Source organism: Enterobacter sp. HSTU-ASh6, assembly GCF_026319105.1.
GTDB lineage: Bacteria > Pseudomonadota > Gammaproteobacteria > Enterobacterales > Enterobacteriaceae > Enterobacter > Enterobacter sichuanensis.
Genome location: NZ_WSPD01000006.1, coordinates 84,028 through 106,060, shown reverse-complemented (window position 1 = coordinate 106,060; position 22,033 = coordinate 84,028). Strand labels below are relative to the sequence as shown.

The following is a 22,033-nucleotide window of genomic DNA, read 5'->3' as shown; positions in this document are numbered from 1 at the left end:
AGAGTGCGTGGCGGGTGCTTGAGGCTGTTTGCCTCAGGCTTTCGCAAGAGGCAAACAGTGGAGAGTCCCACATCAATAAACTGATGGGGAGACCAACTTCACAACCAACATTGCGAGGTTAGTCTCTTCATGGCCTTTAGCCCATAAACGCTGGCTGTTTTTTCTCGTAGGCTGAAATGGCATCTTCGTGCTGCAGGGTCAGACCAATACTGTCCAGACCGTTCAGCATGCAGTGACGACGGAACGCATCGATGCTAAAGCGGTAGGTTTTATCGCCCGCTTTAACCACTTCTGCTTCCAGATCCACCTCAAACGACATCCCCGGATTCGCCTTAACCTGCGCGAACAGTTCATCGACCTGTTCGTCGCTCAGCGTGACCGGCAGCAGCTGGTTGTTAAAGCTGTTGCCGTAAAAGATGTCCGCGAAGCTTGGGGCGATAACCACTTTAAAACCGTAGTCGGTCAGTGCCCAGGGCGCGTGCTCACGGGATGAGCCGCAGCCGAAGTTTTCCCGCGCCAGCAAAATGGAGGCCCCTTTGTATTCCGGGAAATTCAGAACGAACTCGGGATTCGGCACTTCGCCTTTGTCGTCCAGGAAACGCCAGTCATTAAACAGGTGGGCACCAAAACCGGTACGCGTTACTTTCTGCAGAAACTGTTTCGGAATGATCGCGTCAGTATCGACGTTAGCGGCGTCCAGGGGGACAACCCGGCCGGTATGTTGGGTAAATTTCTCTGCCATGATTGTCTCCTTATTTCAGGCTGCGAATATCGGCGAAATGGCCGGTGACTGCCGCAGCGGCGGCCATTGCCGGGCTGACCAGGTGGGTACGCCCACCGCGTCCCTGACGGCCTTCAAAGTTACGGTTACTGGTGGAAGCGCAACGCTCGCCTGGATTCAGGCGGTCATTGTTCATCGCCAGACACATGGAGCAGCCAGGCAGGCGCCACTCGAAACCTGCCTCGATGAAGATCTTATCCAGACCTTCGGCTTCCGCCTGAGCTTTCACCGGACCGGAGCCTGGAACGACCAGCGCCTGCACGCCCGGCGCCACTTTGCGGCCTTTGGCAATCTCTGCAGCCGCCCGTAAATCTTCTATACGAGAGTTGGTGCAGGAACCGATAAATACCTTATCAATGGCCACGTCGGTTAACGGTACACCGGGCTTCAGGCCCATATAGGCCAGCGCTTTTTCCGCACTGGCACGCTCCACCGGATCGGTAAAGGACGCCGGGTCAGGAATCGTGTCGTTAACGGAAATCACCTGGCCCGGGTTGGTGCCCCAGGTCACCTGAGGTGCAATCTCTTCTGCCTGCAGCGTGACGACGGTATCAAAGGTTGCGCCGTCGTCGGTTTTCAGGGTTTTCCAGTACGCCACCGCGTCGTCAAAATCCTGACCTTTCGGCGCGTGCAGACGCCCCTTCACATAGTTAAAGGTCGTTTCATCTGGCGCGACCAGACCGGCTTTGGCACCCATCTCAATGGCCATGTTGCAGAGGGTCATACGCCCCTCCATGCTCAGCGCCTGGATAGCCTCGCCGCAGAATTCCACCACGTGGCCGGTACCGCCCGCGCTGCCGGTTTTACCGATGATCGCCAGCACGATATCTTTTGCAGTAATACCCGGCGCAGCTTTACCCTTCACTTCAATCTTCATGGTTTTGGCGCGGCCCTGCTTCAGGGTCTGTGTTGCCAGCACGTGTTCAACCTCAGAGGTACCAATCCCGAACGCCAGGGCGCCAAACGCACCGTGGGTCGCGGTATGGGAGTCACCGCAGACGATGGTCATGCCCGGCAGGGTAATCCCCTGTTCAGGTCCCATCACGTGAACGATGCCCTGATAAGGGTGGTTCAGATCGTAAAGCTCAACGCCAAACTCGTTACAGTTCTTAATCAGCTCCTGCATCTGGATACGTGCCATCTCACCCGAGGCATTAATGTCTTTGGTCTGGGTGGAAACGTTGTGATCCATCGTGGCGAAGGTTTTTCCCGGCTGACGTACCGGACGCTTGTGCGCACGCAGGCCGTCAAATGCCTGAGGAGAGGTCACCTCGTGTACCAAATGTCGGTCGATATACAGCAGCGGGGTTTCGTTTGGTGCCTCGTAAACAACGTGCGCATCAAACAATTTTTCATATAAGGTTTTGGCCATGATTACACCCCTTGCGCGACATAGCGGGCAATAATGTCGCCCATTTCATCAGTACTGACTGCCGCCGTGCCGCGTGCTAAATCACCGGTACGGACGCCTTCTTCTAACGCCCGGTTAATGGCGTTTTCAATTGCGGTTGCCGCATCGCCTGCATCCAGGCTGTAGCGCAGCAGCAGGGCCAGAGAGAGGATCTGCGCAATCGGGTTCGCGATGTTTTTGCCCGCGATATCCGGGGCGGAACCGCCTGCCGGCTCGTACAGGCCAAACCCTTCTTCGTTCAGGCTTGCGGATGGCAGCATGCCCATCGAGCCGGTGATCATTGCACACTCGTCCGAAAGAATGTCCCCGAACAGGTTGGAGCACAGCAGGACATCAAACTGCGAAGGATCCTTGATCAACTGCATGGTCGCGTTGTCGATGTACATGTGCGACAGCTCAACGTCCGGGTACTGCTTAGCGACTTCACTGACGATCTCGCGCCATAAAATGGAAGACTGCAGCACGTTCGCTTTATCAATAGAGGTCACTTTATGACGGCGCTTGCGCGCAGACTCAAACGCGATATGAGCGATACGTTCAATTTCGAAACGGTGATACACCTCGGTATCGAACGCTTTTTCATGCTGGCCGCTGCCTTCACGTCCTTTGGGCTGACCGAAATAGATCCCGCCGGTCAGTTCACGCACGCACAGAATATCGAACCCATTGGCGGCGATGTCCGCGCGCAGCGGGCAGAACTCTTCCAGCCCCTGATACAGCTTCGCCGGACGCAGGTTGCTGAACAGCTTGAAATGCTTACGCAGCGGCAGCAGCGCACCGCGCTCGGGCTGCTCTGCGGGCGGCAGGTGTTCCCATTTGGGGCCACCGACGGAACCAAACAACACGGCATCGGCATTTTCGCAGCCTTCAACGGTGGCTTTCGGCAATGGCGTGCCGTGGTTATCAATCGCAATACCGCCCACATCGTAGTGGCTGGTGGTGATTTTCATCGCAAAACGCGCGCGAACGGCTTCCAGTACTTTCAGCGCCTGTGCCATCACTTCCGGGCCAATACCGTCACCCGGCAACACAGCAATATGGTAATTCTTCGACATTACACGGTTTCCTTGTTGTTCTCTTTATTCTGAGCTTTGCGTTGCAACTCTTTCTCGACTTCGGCGGCGCGCCAGATGTTGTTCAGGACATGCACCATCGCTTTGGCGGAAGATTCCACGATGTCGGTCGCCAGACCTACGCCGTGGAAGCGACGGCCGTTGTAATTGACGACGATATCCACCTGCCCCAGCGCATCTTTACCGTGGCCTTTGGCCGTCAGGTCATATTTCACCAGCTCAACGTCATATTCGGTGACGCGGTTAATCGCCTGGTAGATGGCATCGACAGGGCCGTTACCGTTAGCCGCTTCTGCTTTAATCTCATCCCCGCAGGCCAGTTTGATGGACGCCGTGGCGATGTCGCTGGAGCCGGACTGGACGCTGAAATAATCCAGACGGAAGTGCTCCGGCTCTTCCTGCTGCTTGTTAATAAAGGCCAGCGCTTCCAGGTCATAGTCGAACACCTGACCTTTTTTGTCGGCCAGTTTCAGGAACGCGTCGTACAGCTGATCCATGTTGTAATCGCTGTCCTTATAGCCCATCTCTTCCATACGGTGTTTCACCGCCGCACGCCCGGAACGCGAGGTCAGGTTCAACTGCACCTGATTCAGACCGATAGATTCCGGGGTCATGATTTCGTAGTTTTCGCGGTTTTTCAGCACGCCATCCTGGTGAATACCGGAGGAGTGCGCGAAGGCGCCAGTGCCGACAATGGCTTTGTTGGCCGGAATTGGCATGTTGCAAATCTGGCTGACGGTCTGGCTGGTGCGCCAGATTTCGTTGTGATTAATGCGAGTGTGCACGTTCATGATGTCTTTGCGCACTTTGATCGCCATGATCACTTCTTCCAGCGAGCAGTTACCTGCGCGCTCACCGATGCCGTTCATCGCCCCTTCAACCTGACGTGCGCCAGCATGTACCGCGGCGATGGCGTTACCGACGGCCAGGCCTAAATCGTCATGGGTATGAACGGAGATAATGGCTTTATCAATATTCGGTACGCGCTCATACAGACCGGTAATGATGCTGGAGAATTCAAATGGCATGGTGTAGCCGACGGTGTCCGGGATATTGATGGTTTTTGCGCCCGCGTTGATGGCCGCTTCCACCACGCGCGCCAGGTCTTCAATTGGCGTACGGCCTGCATCTTCACAGGAGAATTCAACGTCATCGGTATAGTTGCGTGCGCGCTTAACCATATACACGGCACGTTCAATTACCTCATCCAGCGTGCTGCGCAATTTGGTCGCGATATGCATTGGCGAGGTCGCAATAAAGGTATGGATACGGAACGCTTCGGCGACTTTCAGCGACTCGGCCGCGACGTCGATGTCTTTCTCTACACAGCGTGCCAGGCCACAGACGCGGCTGTTTTTGATGGTGCGGGCGATGGTCTGTACGGATTCGAAATCACCCGGAGACGAGACAGGGAAACCGACCTCCATCACGTCGACACCCATACGTTCGAGAGCCAGCGCGATCTGCAGTTTCTCTTTAACACTCAGGCTTGCCTGTAATGCCTGTTCACCGTCACGTAAAGTGGTATCGAAAATAATGACTTGCTGGCTCATGGGTTTGGTCCTTGTCAGTCTTAGGGCGCCTTGCTACGAGCATAAAAAAACCCGCGCAATGGCGCGGGTTTTAGTCTTACTGGTGACGATTCAACGCTGAATTTCGCCCGCCAGTCTACCGCGCACAGTGGATGCGTTTAGTAGTAGTAGACCGGTGAAACGAATGGTGCGAATCATGAATCGTGCTCCGTTAAATTCAATATGCTTTTAGTGGTACTGGATACGCCCGTTCATGTCAACCCCTGAGGATAAAAACGGCGCTGACAGCCTATACGTGCAGTCTGTTTGCTTTAGCTAATTGTGCTGGTTTTGTGTTTTTTGACCTGTTTAATTGTCTATTTTTGGACTTAAAAAAAGGTTGCAGAAATAAATAAAAATAATTTGTTTAAACCGGAAAGGTGCCGTTGTTAAGTGTGTTGCAGGCGTAAAGGGTTTTAATATCATTAAGTTATAAGTTCGATGAATCAATTCAGGCCTTTCGGTAAAAGTGTGTGAATAACAGCCTGTTAACGTAATGAGGTGCAGTGGTAATAACAGTTTAATAATACTTAAGTCATCATTAACTCTCGGGGAATTGTATATTTGTTTGGTTTATGGTTTCATCTCAACCCTAAAGTTAAACATATCATTTGCGCCTTTTATTGTCGTTCTTTTAGTGTCTTTATATATTCCGAATTTTAAACAATTCTCTTTCGCTGGTCATATTTGCATGATAAATCATATTTTTCGAGATTATTACAATGCGTTGGCAAAGGGAGTGTAGCGTGACAGTGGAGTCTGAAGTGCCAGAAAATAATATTAAACAAGCTCAAGCTGCTGATGGGATTAAACCGCAGTTACGTACCGTGGACCTGAATCTGTTGACGGTGTTTGATGCTGTCATGCAGGAACAGAATATCACCCGCGCGGCACAAACGTTGGGGATGTCACAGCCTGCGGTCAGTAATGCCGTCGCCAGGCTCAAGGTTATGTTTAACGATGAACTGTTCGTCCGCTATGGCAGGGGGATTCAGCCCACGGCGCGTGCATTCCAGCTATTCGGCTCAATCCGCCAGGCGCTGCAGCTGGTACAAAATGAGCTGCCGGGCTCGGGGTTTGAACCCTTAAGCAGCGAACGCGTTTTTCATCTTTGTGTCTGTAGCCCATTAGATAATTATTTAACGTCGATAATATATAATAAGGTGGAAGAGATCGCGCCGAATATCAATTTGGTCTTTAAATCCTCTCTTAATCAAAACACCGAACATCAGCTACGTTATCAGGAGATAGAATTTGTCCTGGGATATGAAGAGTTCCGTCGACCTGAATTTTCCTGCGTACCGCTGTTTAAAGATGAAATGGTGTTGGTCGCCAGTAAAAAACATCCGCGCCTGACTACTCCGCTACGAGAAAGTGATGTTTATAACGAGCAGCACGCCGTTGTTGCTCTCGACAGGTACGCTTCTTTTAGCCTGCCGTGGTATGACACGGCGGATAAACAGGCGTGTGTAGCCTATCAGGGCATGGCGATGGTCAGCGTATTAAATGTGGTCTCCCAGACACACCTGGTGGCCATTGCGCCACGCTGGCTGGCAGAAGAGTTTTCTGAGCCCTTAAATCTGCAAATTTTGCCACTGCCGCTTAAGCTTAATAGCCGAACCTGCTATCTCTCCTGGCATGAAGCGGCGGGGCGGGATAAAGGACATCAGTGGATGGAAGAGTTACTTGTTAGCATTTGTCGCCGGTAAACTCATCAGGATAAATCGCATCAGGTTGTGTGGTTTATCCTGTGTTTATTAAGCGTAGTGATATTTTATTCTGTTATGCTTTTTCTCGGGCGGCTGTCTGGTTCGCAAAAATAGATGATTTCCTGCATTGTCGCGCTTTTCAGCGATGATGCGTCATCCCATCCTCCATTCTCAGATGAATTAACCATATCTTCCGTTAACGGCTGCTTTTTCTGCTTCTGGCACCGATTGTCTCCCCGGGTTTGCTAATTGCCTGCCACAAAACGAGCGGTTAAGGTAAAGAACACTCTGCAAAAATATAAGATTGGTTTATCCCAATCATAAGACGGTGCGGAAATGATTTCGGCAGTCCGTCTGTAACACAATGCCTGGAGGCAAAGCATGGAGATGTTGTCTGGCGCGGAAATGGTCGTCCGGTCGCTGATCGACCAGGGCGTGAAGCAAGTGTTCGGCTACCCTGGCGGCGCGGTCCTTGATATTTATGATGCGCTGCATACGGTTGGGGGCATTGACCATGTTCTGGTACGTCACGAGCAGGCGGCGGTCCACATGGCTGACGGCCTGGCGCGTGCGACGGGTGAAGTGGGCGTGGTCTTAGTCACGTCCGGTCCCGGCGCGACAAACGCCATTACCGGCATTGCAACGGCGTATATGGACTCTATTCCGCTGGTGATCCTCTCCGGGCAGGTGGCGACCTCACTGATCGGCTACGATGCGTTTCAGGAGTGCGACATGGTCGGGATTTCGCGTCCCGTAGTGAAGCACAGCTTCCTGGTCAAGCAAACCGAAGACATTCCAGGCGTACTGAAAAAAGCCTTCTGGCTGGCGGCAAGCGGGCGTCCGGGGCCGGTCGTAGTCGATCTGCCTAAAGATATCCTGAACCCGGCCAACAAACTGCCTTACGTCTGGCCGGAATCGGTGAGCATGCGTTCCTACAACCCAACCACGCAAGGCCATAAAGGTCAAATTAAGCGCGCGTTGCAAACGCTTCTGGCAGCTAAAAAACCGGTTGTCTATGTTGGTGGCGGCGCGATCAATGCTGCCTGCGAAGTCCAGCTGCGTGAACTCATTGAAAAGCTTAACCTTCCTGTTGCATCGTCGCTGATGGGGCTGGGGGCATTTCCCGCCACCCACCGTCAGGCACTGGGTATGCTGGGCATGCACGGCACCTATGAAGCCAACATGACGATGCACCATTCTGATGTGATCTTTGCCGTAGGCGTGCGCTTTGACGATCGCACGACCAACAATCTGGCGAAGTATTGTCCGAACGCGACCGTCCTGCACATTGATATCGATCCGACGTCAATCTCAAAAACGGTGTCGGCTGACGTGCCGATCGTCGGGGATGCCCGACAGGTCCTGGAGCAAATGCTGGAGCTGCTGGGGCAGGAGAGTGCTACCCAGCCGCTGGATGAAATCCGCGACTGGTGGCAGCAGATTGAACAGTGGCGTGCGCGCCAGTGTCTGAAATATGACACGCACAGTGAAAACATTAAGCCGCAGGCGGTTATCGAAGCGGTGTGGCGGCTGACCAAAGGTGAAGCGTATGTGACCTCCGATGTAGGACAACACCAGATGTTTGCCGCCCTGTATTATCAATTTGATAAACCGCGACACTGGATCAACTCGGGTGGTTTAGGAACGATGGGATTTGGTCTGCCCGCCGCGCTGGGCGTGAAGCTGGCGCTGCCGAATGAAACCGTCGTCTGCGTGACCGGAGATGGCAGTATCCAGATGAATATTCAGGAGCTGTCGACTGCGCTGCAATATGAACTGCCGGTTCTCGTGCTGAACCTGAATAACGGCTACCTCGGCATGGTGAAGCAGTGGCAAGATATGATCTATTCTGGCCGTCACTCACAGTCATACATGAAATCGCTACCGGATTTTGTTCGTCTTGCTGAAGCATACGGCCATGTTGGCATGCGTGTGACTGAGCCGGCTGAGCTGGAAACGAAGCTTGCAGAAGCGCTTGAACACGTTAAAAACAACCGCCTCGTCTTTATGGATGTCATTGTTGATGGCACCGAGCACGTATATCCGATGCATATTCGTGGTGGGGGTATGGATGAAATGTGGTTAAGCAAAACGGAGAGAACCTGATATGCGCCGGATATTGTCTGTTTTACTGGAAAACGAGTCTGGCGCCCTGTCGCGCGTCATTGGGCTTTTTGCACAGCGCGGCTATAACATTGAAAGCCTGACTGTCGCCCCGACGGATGACCCAACGCTGTCGCGTATGACGATCCAGACCGTCGGCGACGCGAAAGTCCTTGAGCAAATTGAAAAACAGCTGCATAAACTGGTCGACGTACTGCGCGTGAGCGAGCTGGGGCAGGGGGCCTACGTTGAACGTGAGGTCATGCTGGTGAAAATTCAGGCCAGTGGCTACGGGCGTGAAGAAGTCAAACGCAATGCGGATATTTTCCGCGGACAGATTATCGACGTCACGCCTTCTCTTTATACGGTGCAGTTGGTGGGGACGAGCGACAAGCTGGATGCTTTCCTGGCATCCGTGCGGGATGTAGCCAAAATTGTTGAGGTGGCGAGATCGGGTGTAGTGGGTCTGTCACGCGGCGAGAAAATCATGCGTTAGTTGTCAAAAAGGTTCGCCTCTTTCTGCCCGGTCACCAAAGCCGGGCTTTTTTTTGCGTAATCAGCCGACAACGCAGATAAAAGCGGTTGCCGCGAAGGCTTTTCTGCGTTTAGATGTTAAAAGATTTAACCATAACCTTGACAGGGCCATGGACTCTTTTCTTTTTTTAAGGGGCAATTGTGAAACTGGATGAAATCGCCCGGCTAGCCGGCGTGTCACGAACAACGGCCAGCTATGTGATTAACGGTAAAGCAAAACAGTACCGTGTCAGCGATAAGACCGTTGAAAAAGTTATGGCGGTGGTTCGTGAACATAACTACCATCCGAATGCTGTCGCAGCCGGCCTGCGCGCCGGGCGCACCCGCTCTATTGGTCTGGTGATCCCGGACCTGGAAAACACCAGCTATACCCGTATCGCCAACTACCTTGAGCGCCAGGCGCGCCAGCGCGGCTATCAACTGCTGATTGCCTGCTCGGAAGATCAGCCCGATAACGAGATGCGCTGTATTGAGCATCTGCTCCAGCGTCAGGTCGATGCCATTATCGTGTCGACTTCCTTACCCCCAGAGCATCCGTTCTACCAGCGCTGGGCGAACGACCCGTTCCCGATCGTCGCGCTGGATCGCGCCCTGGACCGCGAGCATTTCACGAGCGTGGTGGGTGCCGATCAGGATGATGCAGAAATGCTGGCCGCTGAGCTAAGAACGTTCCCGGCAGAAACCGTGCTTTATCTTGGCGCGCTGCCTGAGCTTTCGGTGAGTTTTTTGCGTGAGCAGGGTTTCAGAACCGCCTGGAAAGACGATCCGCGCGAGGTGCATTATCTCTATGCCAACAGCTACGAACGTGAAGCCGCTGCGCAGTTGTTCGAGAAATGGCTGGAGACGCACCCGATGCCTCAGGCGTTGTTCACTACCTCTTTTGCACTTCTGCAAGGGGTAATGGATGTGACCTTACGGCGTGAAGGCAAGCTCCCCTCCGACCTGGCCATTGCCACTTTCGGCGATAACGAGCTGCTGGACTTTCTCCAGTGCCCGGTGCTGGCGGTAGCACAGCGTCATCGTGATGTGGCTGAACGCGTGCTTGAGATTGTGCTGGCGAGTCTGGATGAGCCTCGTAAACCGAAGCCAGGCCTGACGCGTATCAAACGTAATCTCTATCATCGCGGAATTTTAAGCCGTCATAAATGAAATGTTCGGGGCGGAGAAATCCGCCCCATTTTGTTGTGATAATTCGGGCAGATAATTCCCGGAGAGAAATTAGGATAATTCTTGAGGGATCATAATCTGCTATTTTTCTTAATTCATTCTGACGCTTAAATTGTCCTTTTAAGAACGACTGAGCCCTTTTAATCGGCTATTTTTGTATTACTTTGTTACAAACCCTCTTCGGTCGATGAATATTCAGACGTTTTTTCTCTTCCTTTGACAGCTGACCTGCTAACCGCCGCGTTTACCGTGTGTCCTGGTGAATCTGGCACTGTTATCCCCTGAGAATCTGTCATAAAATGCTGCCCGCGTCGCAAACTGACACTTTATATTTATCTGCGATGATATTGAGTGAGCTTTAACGCTAGTGTGCATATTCGGTTTTTTTCTTACAAATATTCATAACGTTAATTTTGCTTCGCCAGTTGTGCAGTTATTAACCAGGTGTGTTTATCTCTGTAAATAGAGGGCTTTCGGGTCCTTACAGGGAGAGTCCTGGCTTGACAAGCTTTTCCCTCGCTCCGTAAACTCCTTTAGGTGGGAATTTGTGGGTTAAAGTGGTGAGGAGGGGTGAGACTGGCATGTTCCGTGGAGCAACGTTAGTCAATCTCGACAGTAAAGGGCGTTTATCGGTACCAACCCGATACCGCGACCAGCTGATTGAGAACGCTGCGGGTCAAATGGTTTGCACCATTGACATTAACTCCCCCTGCCTGCTGCTTTACCCCCTGCCTGAATGGGAAATTATTGAGCAAAAGCTGTCGCGACTGTCGAGCATGAACCCGCAGGAACGCCGCGTGCAGCGGTTGTTATTGGGACATGCCAGTGAATGTCAGATGGATAACGCAGGGCGATTACTGATTGCGCCTGTATTACGGCAACATGCCGGTCTGACCAAAGAAGTGATGCTGGTCGGGCAGTTCAACAAATTTGAACTGTGGGATGAAACGACCTGGTATCAACAGGTCAAGGAAGATATCGACGCTGAGCAGTCTGATTCCGCGACATTATCGGAACGGCTGCAGGACTTGTCTCTATAAATATGATGGAAAATTATAAACATAAAACGGTGTTACTGGACGAGGCTGTTAACGGCCTGAATATTCGTCCGGATGGCATCTACATTGATGGCACTTTTGGTCGCGGTGGCCACTCGCGTTTGATCCTCTCCCAGCTGGGTGAGGAAGGACGTCTGCTGGCAATCGATCGCGATCCGCAGGCGATTGCCGTTGCACAGACCATCAATGATCCACGTTTTTCCATCGTGCATGGACCTTTCTCTGCGCTCGCGGAATACGTTGCTGAGCGCGGCCTGACGGGCAAGATCGACGGAATTCTTCTCGATCTTGGCGTCTCTTCACCTCAGCTTGATGATGCTGAACGCGGCTTCTCTTTTATGCGTGATGGTCCGCTGGACATGCGCATGGATCCGACCCGTGGTCAGTCTGCCGCCGAGTGGTTACAGACCGCTGACGAAGCGGATATCGCATGGGTCATCAAAACCTTTGGCGAAGAGCGCTTTGGCAAACGTATTGCGCGCGCCATTGTTGAGCGCAACCGCATTGAGCCAATGACTCGCACCAAAGAGCTGGCCGAAGTGATCGCGGCGGCGACGCCGGTGAAGGACAAACACAAACATCCCGCGACCCGTACCTTCCAGGCGGTTCGCATCTGGGTAAACAGTGAACTGGAGGAAATAGAGCTGGCGCTAAAAAGCTCGCTCGACGTGCTGGCCCCGGGTGGGCGGTTATCCATCATCAGCTTCCATTCGCTGGAAGACCGTATTGTGAAACGCTTTATGCGTGAACAAAGTCGCGGTCCACAGGTGCCAGCGGGGCTGCCGATGACGGAAGAACAACTCAGGAAGCTGGGTGGCCGTCAGTTGCGAGCACTAGGCAAGTTGATGCCGGGCGAAGAAGAGGTGGCAGAGAATCCACGTGCCCGTAGTTCAGTGCTGCGTGTTGCAGAGAGGACGAACGCATGATCGGCAGAGTGACAGAGACCCTCAGCAAAGTTAAGGATTCGTTAGGAAGCAACGAGCGCCATGCCTTGCCTGGCGTGATCGGCGACGATCTTTTGCGGTTCGGGAAACTGCCACTCTGCCTGTTCATTTGCATCATTGTTACGGCAGTTACGGTGGTGACCACCGCTCACCATACTCGTTTATTGACTGCGCAACGCGAGCAGTTGGTACTGGAACGCGATGCGCTGGATATTGAATGGCGAAATCTGATCCTTGAAGAAAACGCGCTCGGCGATCACAGCCGGGTTGAACGGATCGCAACGGAAAAGCTGCAACTGCAGCATGTTGATCCTTCCCAGGAAAATATCGTAGTACAAAAATAAGGGAAAACGCGACGCATGAGAGCAGCGGCAAAAACGCTAAAACCAAAACGTCAGGAAGAACAGGCCAACTTTATCAGTTGGCGTTTTGCGTTGCTTTGTGGCTGCATTTTACTGGCGCTGGGTTTCCTGCTGGGACGCGTGGCCTGGTTACAAATCGTCGCGCCTGACATGCTGGTACGCCAGGGGGACATGCGTTCCCTCCGTGTCCAGGAAGTCGCCACTTCCCGCGGGATGATCACCGACCGTTCTGGCCGTCCTCTGGCGGTGAGCGTGCCGGTGAAGGCGATCTGGGCCGATCCGAAAGAGCTGCACGACGCGGGGGGGATCACGCTCGACAATCGCTGGAAAGCGCTGTCTGATGCGCTGAAAATGCCGCTCGATCAGCTGGCTTCCCGCGTTAATGCCAACCCGAAAGGGCGTTTTATCTATCTGGCGCGTCAGGTTAACCCTGACATGGCAGATTACATCCGCAAACTCAAGTTGCCGGGTATTCATCTGCGTGAAGAGTCACGCCGTTACTACCCGTCCGGCGAAGTAACCGCTCACCTCATTGGCTTTACCAACGTCGACAGCCAGGGGATTGAGGGCGTTGAAAAAAGCTTCGATAAGTGGCTCACCGGCCAGCCTGGTGAGCGAATCGTGCGTAAAGACCGCTATGGGCGCGTTATCGAAGATATCTCGTCTACGGACAGCCAGGCGGCACACAACCTGGCCCTGAGTATTGACGAACGTCTGCAGGCGCTGGTCTACCGCGAGCTGAACAACGCTGTGGCGTTCAACAAGGCGGAGTCAGGCAGCGCCGTGCTGGTGGATGTCAGCACCGGTGAAGTACTGGCGATGGCCAACAGCCCGTCCTACAACCCGAACAATTTTACCGGTACCGCCAAAGATGCGATGCGTAACCGGGCCATTACCGACGTGTTCGAACCCGGCTCCACGGTAAAACCGATGGTCGTGATGACGGCGCTGCAACGCGGTATCGTCAATGAAAACACGGTTCTGAACACGATCCCATACCGTATCAACGGCCACGAGATTAAAGACGTGGCGCGCTACAGCGAATTGACCCTGACCGGGGTGTTACAGAAGTCGAGTAACGTCGGTGTTTCAAAGCTGGCGTTAGCGATGCCGTCCTCAGCGTTAGTAGAGACTTACTCACGTTTTGGACTTGGAAAGGCGACCAATTTGGGGTTGGTCGGAGAACGCAGTGGCTTATATCCTCAAAAACAACGGTGGTCTGACATAGAGAGGGCCACCTTCTCTTTCGGCTACGGGCTAATGGTAACCCCGTTACAGTTAGCGCGAGTCTACGCAACGATTGGCAGCTACGGCGTCTATCGCCCGCTGTCGATTACCAAAGTTGATCCACCGGTTCCGGGCGAGCGTATCTTCCCGGAATCTATCGTTCGCACTGTCGTGCATATGATGGAAAGCGTGGCGCTGCCTGGCGGTGGGGGCGTGAAGGCGGCGATTAAAGGCTATCGCATCGCCATCAAAACCGGTACAGCGAAAAAAGTGGGGCCAGACGGCCGCTACATCAACAAATACATTGCCTATACCGCAGGCGTTGCGCCTGCAAGCAATCCGCGTTTTGCGCTGGTGGTCGTGATAAACGATCCACAGGCGGGTAAATACTACGGCGGCGCCGTCTCTGCGCCTGTGTTTGGCGCCATCATGGGCGGCGTATTGCGCACCATGAACGTTGAACCGGATGCGCTGGCGACGGGCGAAAAAAGTGAATTTGTAATTAATCAAGGCGAGGGTACAGGTGGCAGATCGTAATTTGCGCGACCTTCTCGCTCCGTGGGTGCCAAATGCACCGGAGCGAGCACTGCGAGAGATGGTACTGGACAGCCGCGTAGCGGCTTCTGGCGATCTTTTTGTAGCGGTGGTCGGTCATCAGGCGGACGGGCGTCGTTATATCCCGCAGGCGATTGCGCAAGGTGTTGCTGCCATTATTGCTGAGGCCAAAGATGAGGCAACTGACGGCGAGATCCGTGAAATGCACGGTGTGCCGGTTATCTATCTCAGCCAGTTAAACGAGCGTCTTTCCGCGCTGGCGGGGCGTTTCTATCATGAGCCTTCTGACCAGCTGCGTCTGGTGGGCGTGACCGGGACAAACGGAAAAACCACCACCACGCAATTGATGGCGCAGTGGGCCCAGTTACTGGGTGAGACCGGCGCAGTCATGGGCACCGTAGGTAACGGCCTGCTGGGCAAAGTTATCCCGACAGAAAATACCACCGGCTCCGCGGTTGACGTACAGCATGTCCTTGCCGGTCTGGCAGAGCAGGGGGCCACCTTTGCGGCGATGGAAGTCTCTTCGCACGGTCTGGTGCAGCATCGCGTAGCGGCACTGAAGTTTGCCGCCTCGGTGTTCACAAACCTGAGCCGCGATCATCTTGATTATCATGGTGATATGGAGCATTACGAAGCCGCAAAATGGCTGCTTTACTCCACGCACCATTACGGACAAGCCATCATCAACGCCGACGACGATGTCGGTCGCCGCTGGCTGGCAGCGCTGCCGGACGCGGTTGCGGTGTCGATGGAAGATCATATTAATCCGAACTGCCATGGTCGCTGGCTGAAAGCGGTTGAGGTTCACTATCACGACAGCGGGGCGACGATCCGCTTTGCCTCCTCCTGGGGGGAAGGCGAAATTGAAAGCCGTCTGATGGGGGCGTTTAACGTCAGCAACCTGCTGCTGGCGCTGGCGACGCTGCTGGCGCTGGGTTATCCGATGGCTGAACTGCTTAAAACTGCCGCGCGTTTGCAACCGGTTTGTGGCCGTATGGAAGTGTTTAGTGCCCCTGGCAAGCCTACCGTCGTGGTGGATTATGCCCACACGCCGGATGCGCTGGAAAAAGCGCTGGAAGCGGCGCGTCTGCATTGCACCGGTAAACTCTGGTGCGTGTTTGGCTGCGGCGGCGATCGCGATAAAGGCAAACGCCCGCTAATGGGGGCTATTGCGGAACAGTTCGCGGATATTCCGGTTGTCACCGATGACAACCCGCGTACGGAAGAGCCGCGCGCCATCATCAATGACATTCTGGCGGGCATGCTGGACGCGGGCCGTGCTCGCGTCGTGGAAGGCCGTGCGGAAGCCGTGACCAACACCATCATGCAGGCTCAGGAGAATGATGTTGTCCTGCTGGCGGGTAAAGGTCATGAAGACTATCAGATTGTTGGCAACCGCCGTCTGGACTACTCGGACCGCGTAACGGCAGCACGTCTGCTGGGAGTCGTGGCATGATTAGCCTTTCATTAAGCCAGGCGGCTCAAATCCTGCAGGGCGACCTGTATGGTCAGGATCGCACCATTGATGCTGTGACGACGGACACCCGCAAAGTCACTGCCGGCTGTCTGTTTGTGGCCCTGAAAGGGGAGCGTTTTGATGCGCACGATTTTGCGGATAACGCCAAAGAAAATGGCGCCGGTGCGCTGCTGGTTAGCCGCAAGCTGGATAGCGATCTGCCACAGATTGTGGTGAAAGATACGCGTCTCGCGTTCGGTGAACTGGCTGCCTGGGTTCGTCAGCAGGTGCCGACGCGCGTCGTCGCCCTGACCGGGTCATCCGGCAAAACGTCCGTGAAAGAAATGACGGCGGCAATCCTGAGTCAGTGCGGCAATACGCTTTACACCGCGGGCAACCTCAATAATGACATCGGCGTGCCGATGACATTACTTCGCCTGACCAAAGAGCATGAATTTGCCGTGATCGAGTTAGGAGCTAACCACCAGGGGGAAATCGCCTGGACTGTGAGCCTGACTCGCCCGGAAGCCGCGCTGGTCAATAACCTGGCGGCTGCGCATCTGGAAGGCTTTGGTTCACTGGAAGGTGTGGCGAAAGCGAAAGGTGAGATCTACACCGGTCTGCCGGCAAACGGCATTGCCATTATGAATGCTGATAACAATGACTGGCTGAACTGGCAGAACATCATTGGCTCGCGTAAAACCTGGCGCTTCTCGCCAAATGCAGCCAGCAGTGATTTTACCGCGACCAATATTCATTTGACGTCGCAGGGTACGGAATTCACGCTCATGACCCCAACGGGGGGCGTGGATGTGCTGTTGCCGCTTCCGGGCCGCCATAACATTGCCAATGCCCTTGCGGCAGCGGCGTTGTCGACCGCGGTGGGCGCATCACATGAGGCAATTAAAAACGGGCTGGCAAACTTAAAAGCCGTCCCGGGACGCCTGTTCCCCGTCCAGCTTGCGGAAAACAAATTGCTGCTGGATGACTCCTACAACGCGAACGTTGGCTCCATGACGGCGGCGGTGCAGGTGTTATCGGAGATGCCGGGCTACCGCATCATGGTGGTCGGTGATATGGCAGAGCTGGGCGACGAAAGCGAAGCCTGTCATACCCAGGTAGGGGAAGCGGCGAAAGCGGCAGGGCTGGACTGCGTCCTGAGTGCAGGAAAACTGAGCCAGGCGATTAGCCAGGCCAGCGGCGTTGGTGAACATTTTGCCGATAAAGCCGCGTTGATTGAGCGCCTTAAGGCATTAATTACAGAAAAACAAATTGTGACAGTGTTAGTGAAAGGTTCACGTAGTGCCGCCATGGAAGAGGTTGTGCACGCATTACAGGAGAACGGGACATGTTAGTTTGGCTGGCCGAACATTTGGTCAAATATTATTCAGGCTTTAACGTCTTTTCCTATCTGACGTTTCGCGCCATCGTCAGCCTGCTGACTGCGCTGTTCATCTCATTGTGGATGGGCCCGCGTATGATTGCCCGTCTGCAAAAACTCTCTTTCGGTCAGGTTGTGCGTAACGACGGTCCGGAATCGCACTTCAGCAAGCGCGGTACGCCGACCATGGGCGGGATCATGATCCTGACCGCTATTGTCGTTTCCGTGCTGTTGTGGGCGTACCCGTCCAACCCGTATGTCTGGTGTGTGCTGACGGTACTGGTGGGGTACGGGATCATCGGTTTTGTTGATGATTATCGTAAAGTCGTTCGCAAAGATACCAAGGGTCTGATCGCGCGCTGGAAATATTTCTGGATGTCGGTGATTGCGCTGGGCGTGGCCTTCGCGCTGTATCTGGCAGGCAAAGACACGCCAGCGACCGAGCTGGTCGTGCCGTTCTTTAAAGACGTGATGCCACAGCTGGGGCTGTTTTATATCCTGCTGGCCTACTTCGTGATTGTGGGTACCGGTAACGCGGTGAACCTGACCGACGGTCTGGATGGCCTGGCAATTATGCCAACCGTCTTTGTAGCCGCCGGTTTTGCACTGGTGGCGTGGGCGACCGGTAACATGAACTTTGCGAACTACCTGCACATCCCTTATCTGCGTCACGCGGGTGAGCTGGTGATCGTCTGTACGGCGATTGTCGGCGCAGGGCTGGGCTTCCTGTGGTTCAACACCTATCCGGCGCAGGTCTTTATGGGTGACGTTGGTTCACTGGCATTGGGCGGCGCGCTTGGCATTATTGCTGTGCTGCTGCGTCAGGAGTTCCTGCTGGTGATCATGGGTGGCGTGTTTGTGGTTGAGACCCTGTCGGTGATTTTGCAGGTCGGCTCCTTCAAGCTGCGCGGACAGCGCATCTTCCGTATGGCGCCTATTCACCATCACTATGAACTGAAAGGCTGGCCGGAGCCGCGCGTCATTGTGCGCTTCTGGATTATTTCGCTGATGCTGGTGCTGATTGGCCTGGCAACGCTGAAGGTACGTTAATCATGGCAGATTACCAGGGCAAAAAGGTCGTTATCATCGGGTTAGGTCTCACGGGCCTGTCCTGCGTGGACTTTTTCCTTGCGCGTGGCGTGACGCCGCGCGTGATGGATACGCGTGTCTCTCCGCCGGGTCTGGAAAAACTGCCGGAACAGGTTGAACGCCACCTTGGTGGTCTGAATGATGACTGGCTGCTGGCAGCCGATCTGATTGTCGCAAGCCCGGGTATGGCGCTGGCACATCCTTCACTGAGCGCTGCCGCGGATGCAGGCGTTGAGATTATCGGCGATATCGAGCTGTTCTGCCGCGAAGCGCAGGCACCGGTTATCGCGATTACTGGTTCTAACGGGAAAAGCACCGTCACCACCCTGGTGGGTGAGATGGCGAAAGCGGCGGGCATGAACGTCGGAGTCGGCGGTAATATCGGCCTGCCGGCGCTGATGCTGCTGGACAAAGGCTGTGAGCTGTATGTCCTCGAGCTTTCAAGCTTCCAGCTGGAAACCACATCCAGCCTGCATGCTGCCGCTGCGACGATCCTCAACGTGACTGAAGATCATATGGACAGGTATCCATTTGGTCTGCAGCAGTACCGTGCCGCCAAGCTGCGCGTTTATGAGAATGCAAAGGTCTGCGTCGTTAATGCAGATGATGCGCTGACCATGCCGGTGCGCGGCGCGGATGAGCGCTGCATCAGTTTTGGCATCACCATGGGTGATTACCATCTGAACCGTCAGCTGGGCGAAACCTGGCTGCGTGTGAAAGGTGAGAAAGTGCTGAACGTGAAAGAGATGAAACTTTCTGGTCAGCATAACTATACCAATGCGCTGGCGGCGCTGGCGCTGGCGGACGCTGTCGGGCTGCCACGCTCCTCCAGCCTGAAAGCGTTGACCACGTTTTCCGGTCTGGCGCACCGTTTCCAGCTCGCGCTGGAAAATAACGGCGTGCGCTGGATTAACGACTCCAAAGCCACCAACGTGGGAAGCACCGAGGCCGCGCTGAACGGCCTGCACGTTGACGGTACTCTGCATTTACTGCTGGGCGGCGACGGCAAATCTGCCGATTTCTCCTCCCTGAAGCCGTATCTCACAGGTGATAAAATCCGCCTGTACTGCTTCGGCCGTGACGGCGGCGAGCTGGCTGAACTGCGTCCTGAGATTGCCGAGCAGACCGAAACCATGGAACAGGCGATGCGGCTGATTGCCCCTCGCGTGAAGCCAGGCGATATGGTGCTGCTCTCTCCTGCGTGTGCCAGCCTCGATCAATTCAAGAATTTCGAACAGCGTGGTGATGTCTTTACCCGACTGGCGAAGGAGTTAGGCTGATGCGTTTATCTCTCCCTCGCCTGAAAATGCCGCGCCTGCCAGGATTTGGGATCCTGGTATGGCTGTTTGCGGCACTCAAAGGCTGGGTGATGGGCTCTCGTCAGAAAGATAACGACAGCCTGATCATGTACGATCGCACGCTGTTCTGGCTCACGCTGGGACTGGCGGCGGTCGGCTTTATCATGGTGACGTCTGCTTCCATGCCCGTCGGGCAGCGTCTGGCGAACGATCCTTTCCTCTTTGCCAAGCGTGATGGCCTGTACATCATCCTGGCGTTCTGCCTGGCGCTGGTCACCCTGCGTCTGCCGATGGAGTTCTGGCAGCGGCACAGTACGGCGATGCTGATCGCCTCGATTATTATGCTGCTGATTGTTCTGGTCGTCGGGAGCTCCGTTAACGGGGCATCCCGCTGGATTGCCTTTGGCCCGCTGCGTATTCAGCCTGCGGAATTTACCAAGCTTTCCCTGTTCTGCTACCTGGCGAACTACCTGGTGCGTAAAGTGGATGAAGTGCGTAACAACCTGCGCGGCTTCTTAAAACCGATGGGCGTGATTCTGGTGCTGGCGGTGTTACTGCTGGCGCAGCCTGACCTGGGTACGGTGGTCGTACTGTTTGTAACGACGCTGGCCATGCTGTTCCTGGCGGGCGCAAAACTGTGGCAGTTCATCGCTATCATCGGGATGGGGATATCAGCGGTTGTGCTGCTGATCCTCGCCGAGCCTTACCGTATTCGCCGTGTGACCTCTTTCTGGAACCCGTGGGAAGACCCGTTCGGCAGTGGTTACCAGCTGACGCAGTCGCTGATGGCCTTTGGGCGCGGTGAAGTCTGGGGACAGGGTCTGGGCAACTCGGTTCAAAAACTGGAGTATTTACCGGAAGCGCACACTGACTTCATCTTCTCCATTATTGCGGAAGAACTGGGTTATATCGGTGTGGTATTAGCGTTATTAATGGTATTCTTCGTCGCTTTCCGTGCCATGTCCATCGGCCGGAAAGCGCTGGAGATCGATCACCGCTTCTCAGGCTTCTTAGCCTGCTCAATTGGTATCTGGTTTAGTTTCCAGGCATTGGTTAACGTCGGGGCCGCAGCGGGCATGCTGCCGACCAAAGGTCTGACGTTGCCGTTGATCAGTTATGGTGGTTCCAGTCTGTTGATTATGTCTACGGCCATCATGCTGTTGTTGCGCATAGATTATGAAACGCGTCTGGAAAAAGCCCAGGCGTTTACACGAGGTTCACGATGAATCAACCGAAGCGGTTAATGGTGATGGCAGGCGGTACCGGCGGACACGTGTTCCCGGGGCTGGCGGTTGCGCACCATTTAATGGATCAGGGCTGGCAGGTACGCTGGCTGGGAACCGCAGACCGCATGGAAGCCGATCTGGTACCGAAGCACGGTATCGAGATCGACTTTATTCGTATTTCTGGCCTTCGAGGCAAAGGCCTCAAGGCAATGCTGCTGGCACCGGTGCGTATTTTTAACGCCTGGCGTCAGGCGCGCACCATCATGAAGCGCTTTAAGCCTGATGTGGTGCTGGGCATGGGCGGCTATGTCTCGGGTCCTGGCGGGCTGGCCGCGTGGTCGTTAGGGATTCCCGTCGTGCTGCATGAGCAGAACGGTATTGCCGGCCTGACCAACAAGTGGCTGGCGAAAATTGCCACCAAAGTGATGCAGGCGTTTCCCGGTGCGTTTCCGAAAGCAGACGTGGTGGGTAACCCGGTGCGTGTCGACGTGCTGGCGCTGCCGCTGCCGGATGCTCGCCTGGCGGGTCGTGAAGGGCCGGTTCGTGTGCTGGTCGTCGGCGGTTCGCAGGGGGCGCGCATTTTAAACCAGACGATGCCGCAGGTTGCCGCAAAGCTGGGCGATGCCGTTACCATCTGGCACCAAAGTGGAAAAGGCGCTCAGCAGACCGTTGAGCAGGCTTATGCCGAGGCAGGCCAGCCGCAGCATAACGTCACCGAGTTTATCGATGACATGGCCGCCGCTTATGCCTGGGCCGATGTCGTCGTTTGTCGCTCAGGTGCGCTGACGGTGAGCGAGGTTGCCGCCGCCGGGTTGCCGGCCCTGTTTGTGCCGTTCCAGCACAAAGACAGACAGCAGTACTGGAACGCATTGCCGCTCGAGAAGGCCGGCGCGGCGAAAATTTTTGAGCAGCCACAGTTTACCGCCGACGCGGTCGCCACCACCCTGGCGGGCTGGAACAGAGACGTATTACTGGAGATGGCAGAACGCGCGCGCGCGACCGCTATTCCTGATGCGACTGAACGGGTGGCAAAAGAAGTGAGCCTGGCATCCCAGGCTTAACCCTCGCAGCGCGTGAAGCGCGGCACG

The 22,033-nt window shown here is 54.8% G+C and carries 19 protein-coding genes; 14 read left to right on the top strand and 5 right to left on the bottom strand.

What is annotated here, in order from left to right; genetic code table 11:
• Positions 1–136: 136 nt before the first annotated feature.
• The 5 genes from leuD to leuL form a co-directional block, all read right to left on the bottom strand.
• Positions 137–742, bottom strand: coding sequence for a 3-isopropylmalate dehydratase small subunit (gene leuD / locus GM298_RS09260; RefSeq protein WP_025758004.1), 606 nt, complete (start codon positions 740–742; stop codon positions 137–139).
• Positions 743–752: 10 nt separating this feature from the next.
• Positions 753–2,153: a 3-isopropylmalate dehydratase large subunit gene (gene leuC, locus GM298_RS09255; protein ID WP_047957747.1), complete on the bottom strand. Its 1,401-nt coding sequence runs from the start codon at positions 2,151–2,153 to the stop codon at positions 753–755.
• A 2-nt stretch (positions 2,154–2,155) separates the two neighbouring features.
• Positions 2,156–3,247 (bottom strand): 3-isopropylmalate dehydrogenase, encoded by a 1,092-nt coding sequence (gene leuB, locus GM298_RS09250; RefSeq protein WP_025758003.1) that lies wholly within the window; start codon positions 3,245–3,247, stop codon positions 2,156–2,158.
• Positions 3,247–4,818 carry a 2-isopropylmalate synthase gene (gene leuA, locus GM298_RS09245; protein ID WP_025758002.1) on the bottom strand — a complete coding sequence of 524 codons (1,572 nt, stop codon included), beginning with the start codon at positions 4,816–4,818 and terminating at the stop codon, positions 3,247–3,249. The genes leuB and leuA overlap by 1 nt, the downstream gene beginning before the upstream one ends.
• Positions 4,819–4,908: 90 nt before the next feature.
• Positions 4,909–4,995 carry a leu operon leader peptide gene (gene leuL, locus GM298_RS23335; RefSeq protein ID WP_071530973.1) on the bottom strand — a complete coding sequence of 29 codons (87 nt, stop codon included), beginning with the start codon at positions 4,993–4,995 and terminating at the stop codon, positions 4,909–4,911.
• A gap of 563 nt (positions 4,996–5,558) precedes the next feature.
• Between leuL and leuO the strand changes: the two genes are divergently transcribed.
• The 14 genes from leuO (at position 5,559) to murG (ending at position 22,006) form a co-directional block, all read left to right on the top strand.
• Complete coding sequence (gene leuO, locus GM298_RS09240; protein WP_416347234.1) at positions 5,559–6,545, top strand: transcriptional regulator LeuO; 987 nt, start codon at positions 5,559–5,561, stop codon at positions 6,543–6,545.
• 381 nt (positions 6,546–6,926) lie between these two features.
• Positions 6,927–8,651, top strand: a complete 1,725-nt coding sequence (gene ilvI / locus GM298_RS09235; RefSeq protein WP_266153995.1) for an acetolactate synthase 3 large subunit — start codon at positions 6,927–6,929, stop codon at positions 8,649–8,651.
• Between the two features lies 1 nt (position 8,652).
• Positions 8,653–9,144 carry an acetolactate synthase small subunit gene (gene ilvN / locus GM298_RS09230; protein WP_014882536.1) on the top strand — a complete coding sequence of 164 codons (492 nt, stop codon included), beginning with the start codon at positions 8,653–8,655 and terminating at the stop codon, positions 9,142–9,144.
• A gap of 179 nt (positions 9,145–9,323) precedes the next feature.
• A complete protein-coding gene (gene cra / locus GM298_RS09225) occupies positions 9,324–10,331 on the top strand; it encodes a catabolite repressor/activator (protein WP_014168621.1) in 1,008 nt (335 codons plus the stop codon).
• A gap of 599 nt (positions 10,332–10,930) precedes the next feature.
• Positions 10,931–11,389 carry a division/cell wall cluster transcriptional repressor MraZ gene (gene mraZ, locus GM298_RS09220; RefSeq protein WP_021240528.1) on the top strand — a complete coding sequence of 153 codons (459 nt, stop codon included), beginning with the start codon at positions 10,931–10,933 and terminating at the stop codon, positions 11,387–11,389.
• A 2-nt stretch (positions 11,390–11,391) separates the two neighbouring features.
• A complete protein-coding gene (gene rsmH / locus GM298_RS09215; protein ID WP_023310390.1) occupies positions 11,392–12,333 on the top strand; it encodes a 16S rRNA (cytosine(1402)-N(4))-methyltransferase RsmH in 942 nt (313 codons plus the stop codon).
• The gene (ftsL, locus tag GM298_RS09210; RefSeq protein WP_025756747.1) at positions 12,330–12,695 is read left to right on the top strand and encodes a cell division protein FtsL; all 366 of its coding nucleotides are present in this window, start codon (positions 12,330–12,332) and stop codon (positions 12,693–12,695) included. The genes rsmH and ftsL overlap by 4 nt, the downstream gene beginning before the upstream one ends.
• Before the next feature lie 15 nt (positions 12,696–12,710).
• Positions 12,711–14,477, top strand: coding sequence for a peptidoglycan glycosyltransferase FtsI (locus GM298_RS09205; RefSeq protein WP_047957749.1), 1,767 nt, complete (start codon positions 12,711–12,713; stop codon positions 14,475–14,477).
• Entirely contained in the window at positions 14,464–15,951 is a 1,488-nt protein-coding gene (gene murE, locus GM298_RS09200; protein WP_025756749.1) for a UDP-N-acetylmuramoyl-L-alanyl-D-glutamate--2,6-diaminopimelate ligase, read from the top strand. The genes GM298_RS09205 and murE overlap by 14 nt, the downstream gene beginning before the upstream one ends.
• Positions 15,948–17,306, top strand: a complete 1,359-nt coding sequence (murF, locus tag GM298_RS09195) for a UDP-N-acetylmuramoyl-tripeptide--D-alanyl-D-alanine ligase (protein WP_266153994.1) — start codon at positions 15,948–15,950, stop codon at positions 17,304–17,306. Before murE ends, murF begins: the two co-directional genes overlap by 4 nt.
• Positions 17,300–18,382 carry a phospho-N-acetylmuramoyl-pentapeptide-transferase gene (mraY, locus tag GM298_RS09190; protein WP_008501985.1) on the top strand — a complete coding sequence of 361 codons (1,083 nt, stop codon included), beginning with the start codon at positions 17,300–17,302 and terminating at the stop codon, positions 18,380–18,382. Before murF ends, mraY begins: the two co-directional genes overlap by 7 nt.
• Before the next feature lie 2 nt (positions 18,383–18,384).
• Entirely contained in the window at positions 18,385–19,701 is a 1,317-nt protein-coding gene (gene murD / locus GM298_RS09185) for a UDP-N-acetylmuramoyl-L-alanine--D-glutamate ligase (RefSeq protein ID WP_266153993.1), read from the top strand.
• A complete protein-coding gene (gene ftsW, locus GM298_RS09180) occupies positions 19,701–20,945 on the top strand; it encodes a cell division protein FtsW (protein WP_025756752.1) in 1,245 nt (414 codons plus the stop codon). Before murD ends, ftsW begins: the two co-directional genes overlap by 1 nt.
• Positions 20,942–22,006 (top strand): undecaprenyldiphospho-muramoylpentapeptide beta-N-acetylglucosaminyltransferase, encoded by a 1,065-nt coding sequence (gene murG / locus GM298_RS09175; protein ID WP_266153992.1) that lies wholly within the window; start codon positions 20,942–20,944, stop codon positions 22,004–22,006. The genes ftsW and murG overlap by 4 nt, the downstream gene beginning before the upstream one ends.
• Positions 22,007–22,033 lie beyond the last annotated feature (27 nt).

Bases quoted from the DNA above. Each gene is read 5' to 3' on its own strand.
- rsmH (WP_023310390.1), top strand. From the start codon at position 11,392: ATGATGGAAAATTATAAACATAAAACGGTGTTACTGGACGAGGCTGTT.
- mraY (WP_008501985.1), top strand. From the start codon at position 17,300: ATGTTAGTTTGGCTGGCCGAACATTTGGTCAAATATTATTCAGGCTTT.
- leuA (WP_025758002.1), bottom strand. From the start codon at position 4,818: ATGAGCCAGCAAGTCATTATTTTCGATACCACTTTACGTGACGGTGAA.
- murF (WP_266153994.1), top strand. From the start codon at position 15,948: ATGATTAGCCTTTCATTAAGCCAGGCGGCTCAAATCCTGCAGGGCGAC.
- ftsW (WP_025756752.1), top strand. From the start codon at position 19,701: ATGCGTTTATCTCTCCCTCGCCTGAAAATGCCGCGCCTGCCAGGATTT.
- murD (WP_266153993.1), top strand. From the start codon at position 18,385: ATGGCAGATTACCAGGGCAAAAAGGTCGTTATCATCGGGTTAGGTCTC.
- GM298_RS09205 (WP_047957749.1), top strand. From the start codon at position 12,711: ATGAGAGCAGCGGCAAAAACGCTAAAACCAAAACGTCAGGAAGAACAG.
- leuD (WP_025758004.1), bottom strand. From the start codon at position 742: ATGGCAGAGAAATTTACCCAACATACCGGCCGGGTTGTCCCCCTGGAC.
- ftsL (WP_025756747.1), top strand. From the start codon at position 12,330: ATGATCGGCAGAGTGACAGAGACCCTCAGCAAAGTTAAGGATTCGTTA.
- ilvN (WP_014882536.1), top strand. From the start codon at position 8,653: ATGCGCCGGATATTGTCTGTTTTACTGGAAAACGAGTCTGGCGCCCTG.
- leuO (WP_416347234.1), top strand. From the start codon at position 5,559: ATGCGTTGGCAAAGGGAGTGTAGCGTGACAGTGGAGTCTGAAGTGCCA.
- murG (WP_266153992.1), top strand. From the start codon at position 20,942: ATGAATCAACCGAAGCGGTTAATGGTGATGGCAGGCGGTACCGGCGGA.
- leuL (WP_071530973.1), bottom strand. From the start codon at position 4,995: ATGATTCGCACCATTCGTTTCACCGGTCTACTACTACTAAACGCATCC.
- mraZ (WP_021240528.1), top strand. From the start codon at position 10,931: ATGTTCCGTGGAGCAACGTTAGTCAATCTCGACAGTAAAGGGCGTTTA.
- ilvI (WP_266153995.1), top strand. From the start codon at position 6,927: ATGGAGATGTTGTCTGGCGCGGAAATGGTCGTCCGGTCGCTGATCGAC.
- leuB (WP_025758003.1), bottom strand. From the start codon at position 3,247: ATGTCGAAGAATTACCATATTGCTGTGTTGCCGGGTGACGGTATTGGC.
- leuC (WP_047957747.1), bottom strand. From the start codon at position 2,153: ATGGCCAAAACCTTATATGAAAAATTGTTTGATGCGCACGTTGTTTAC.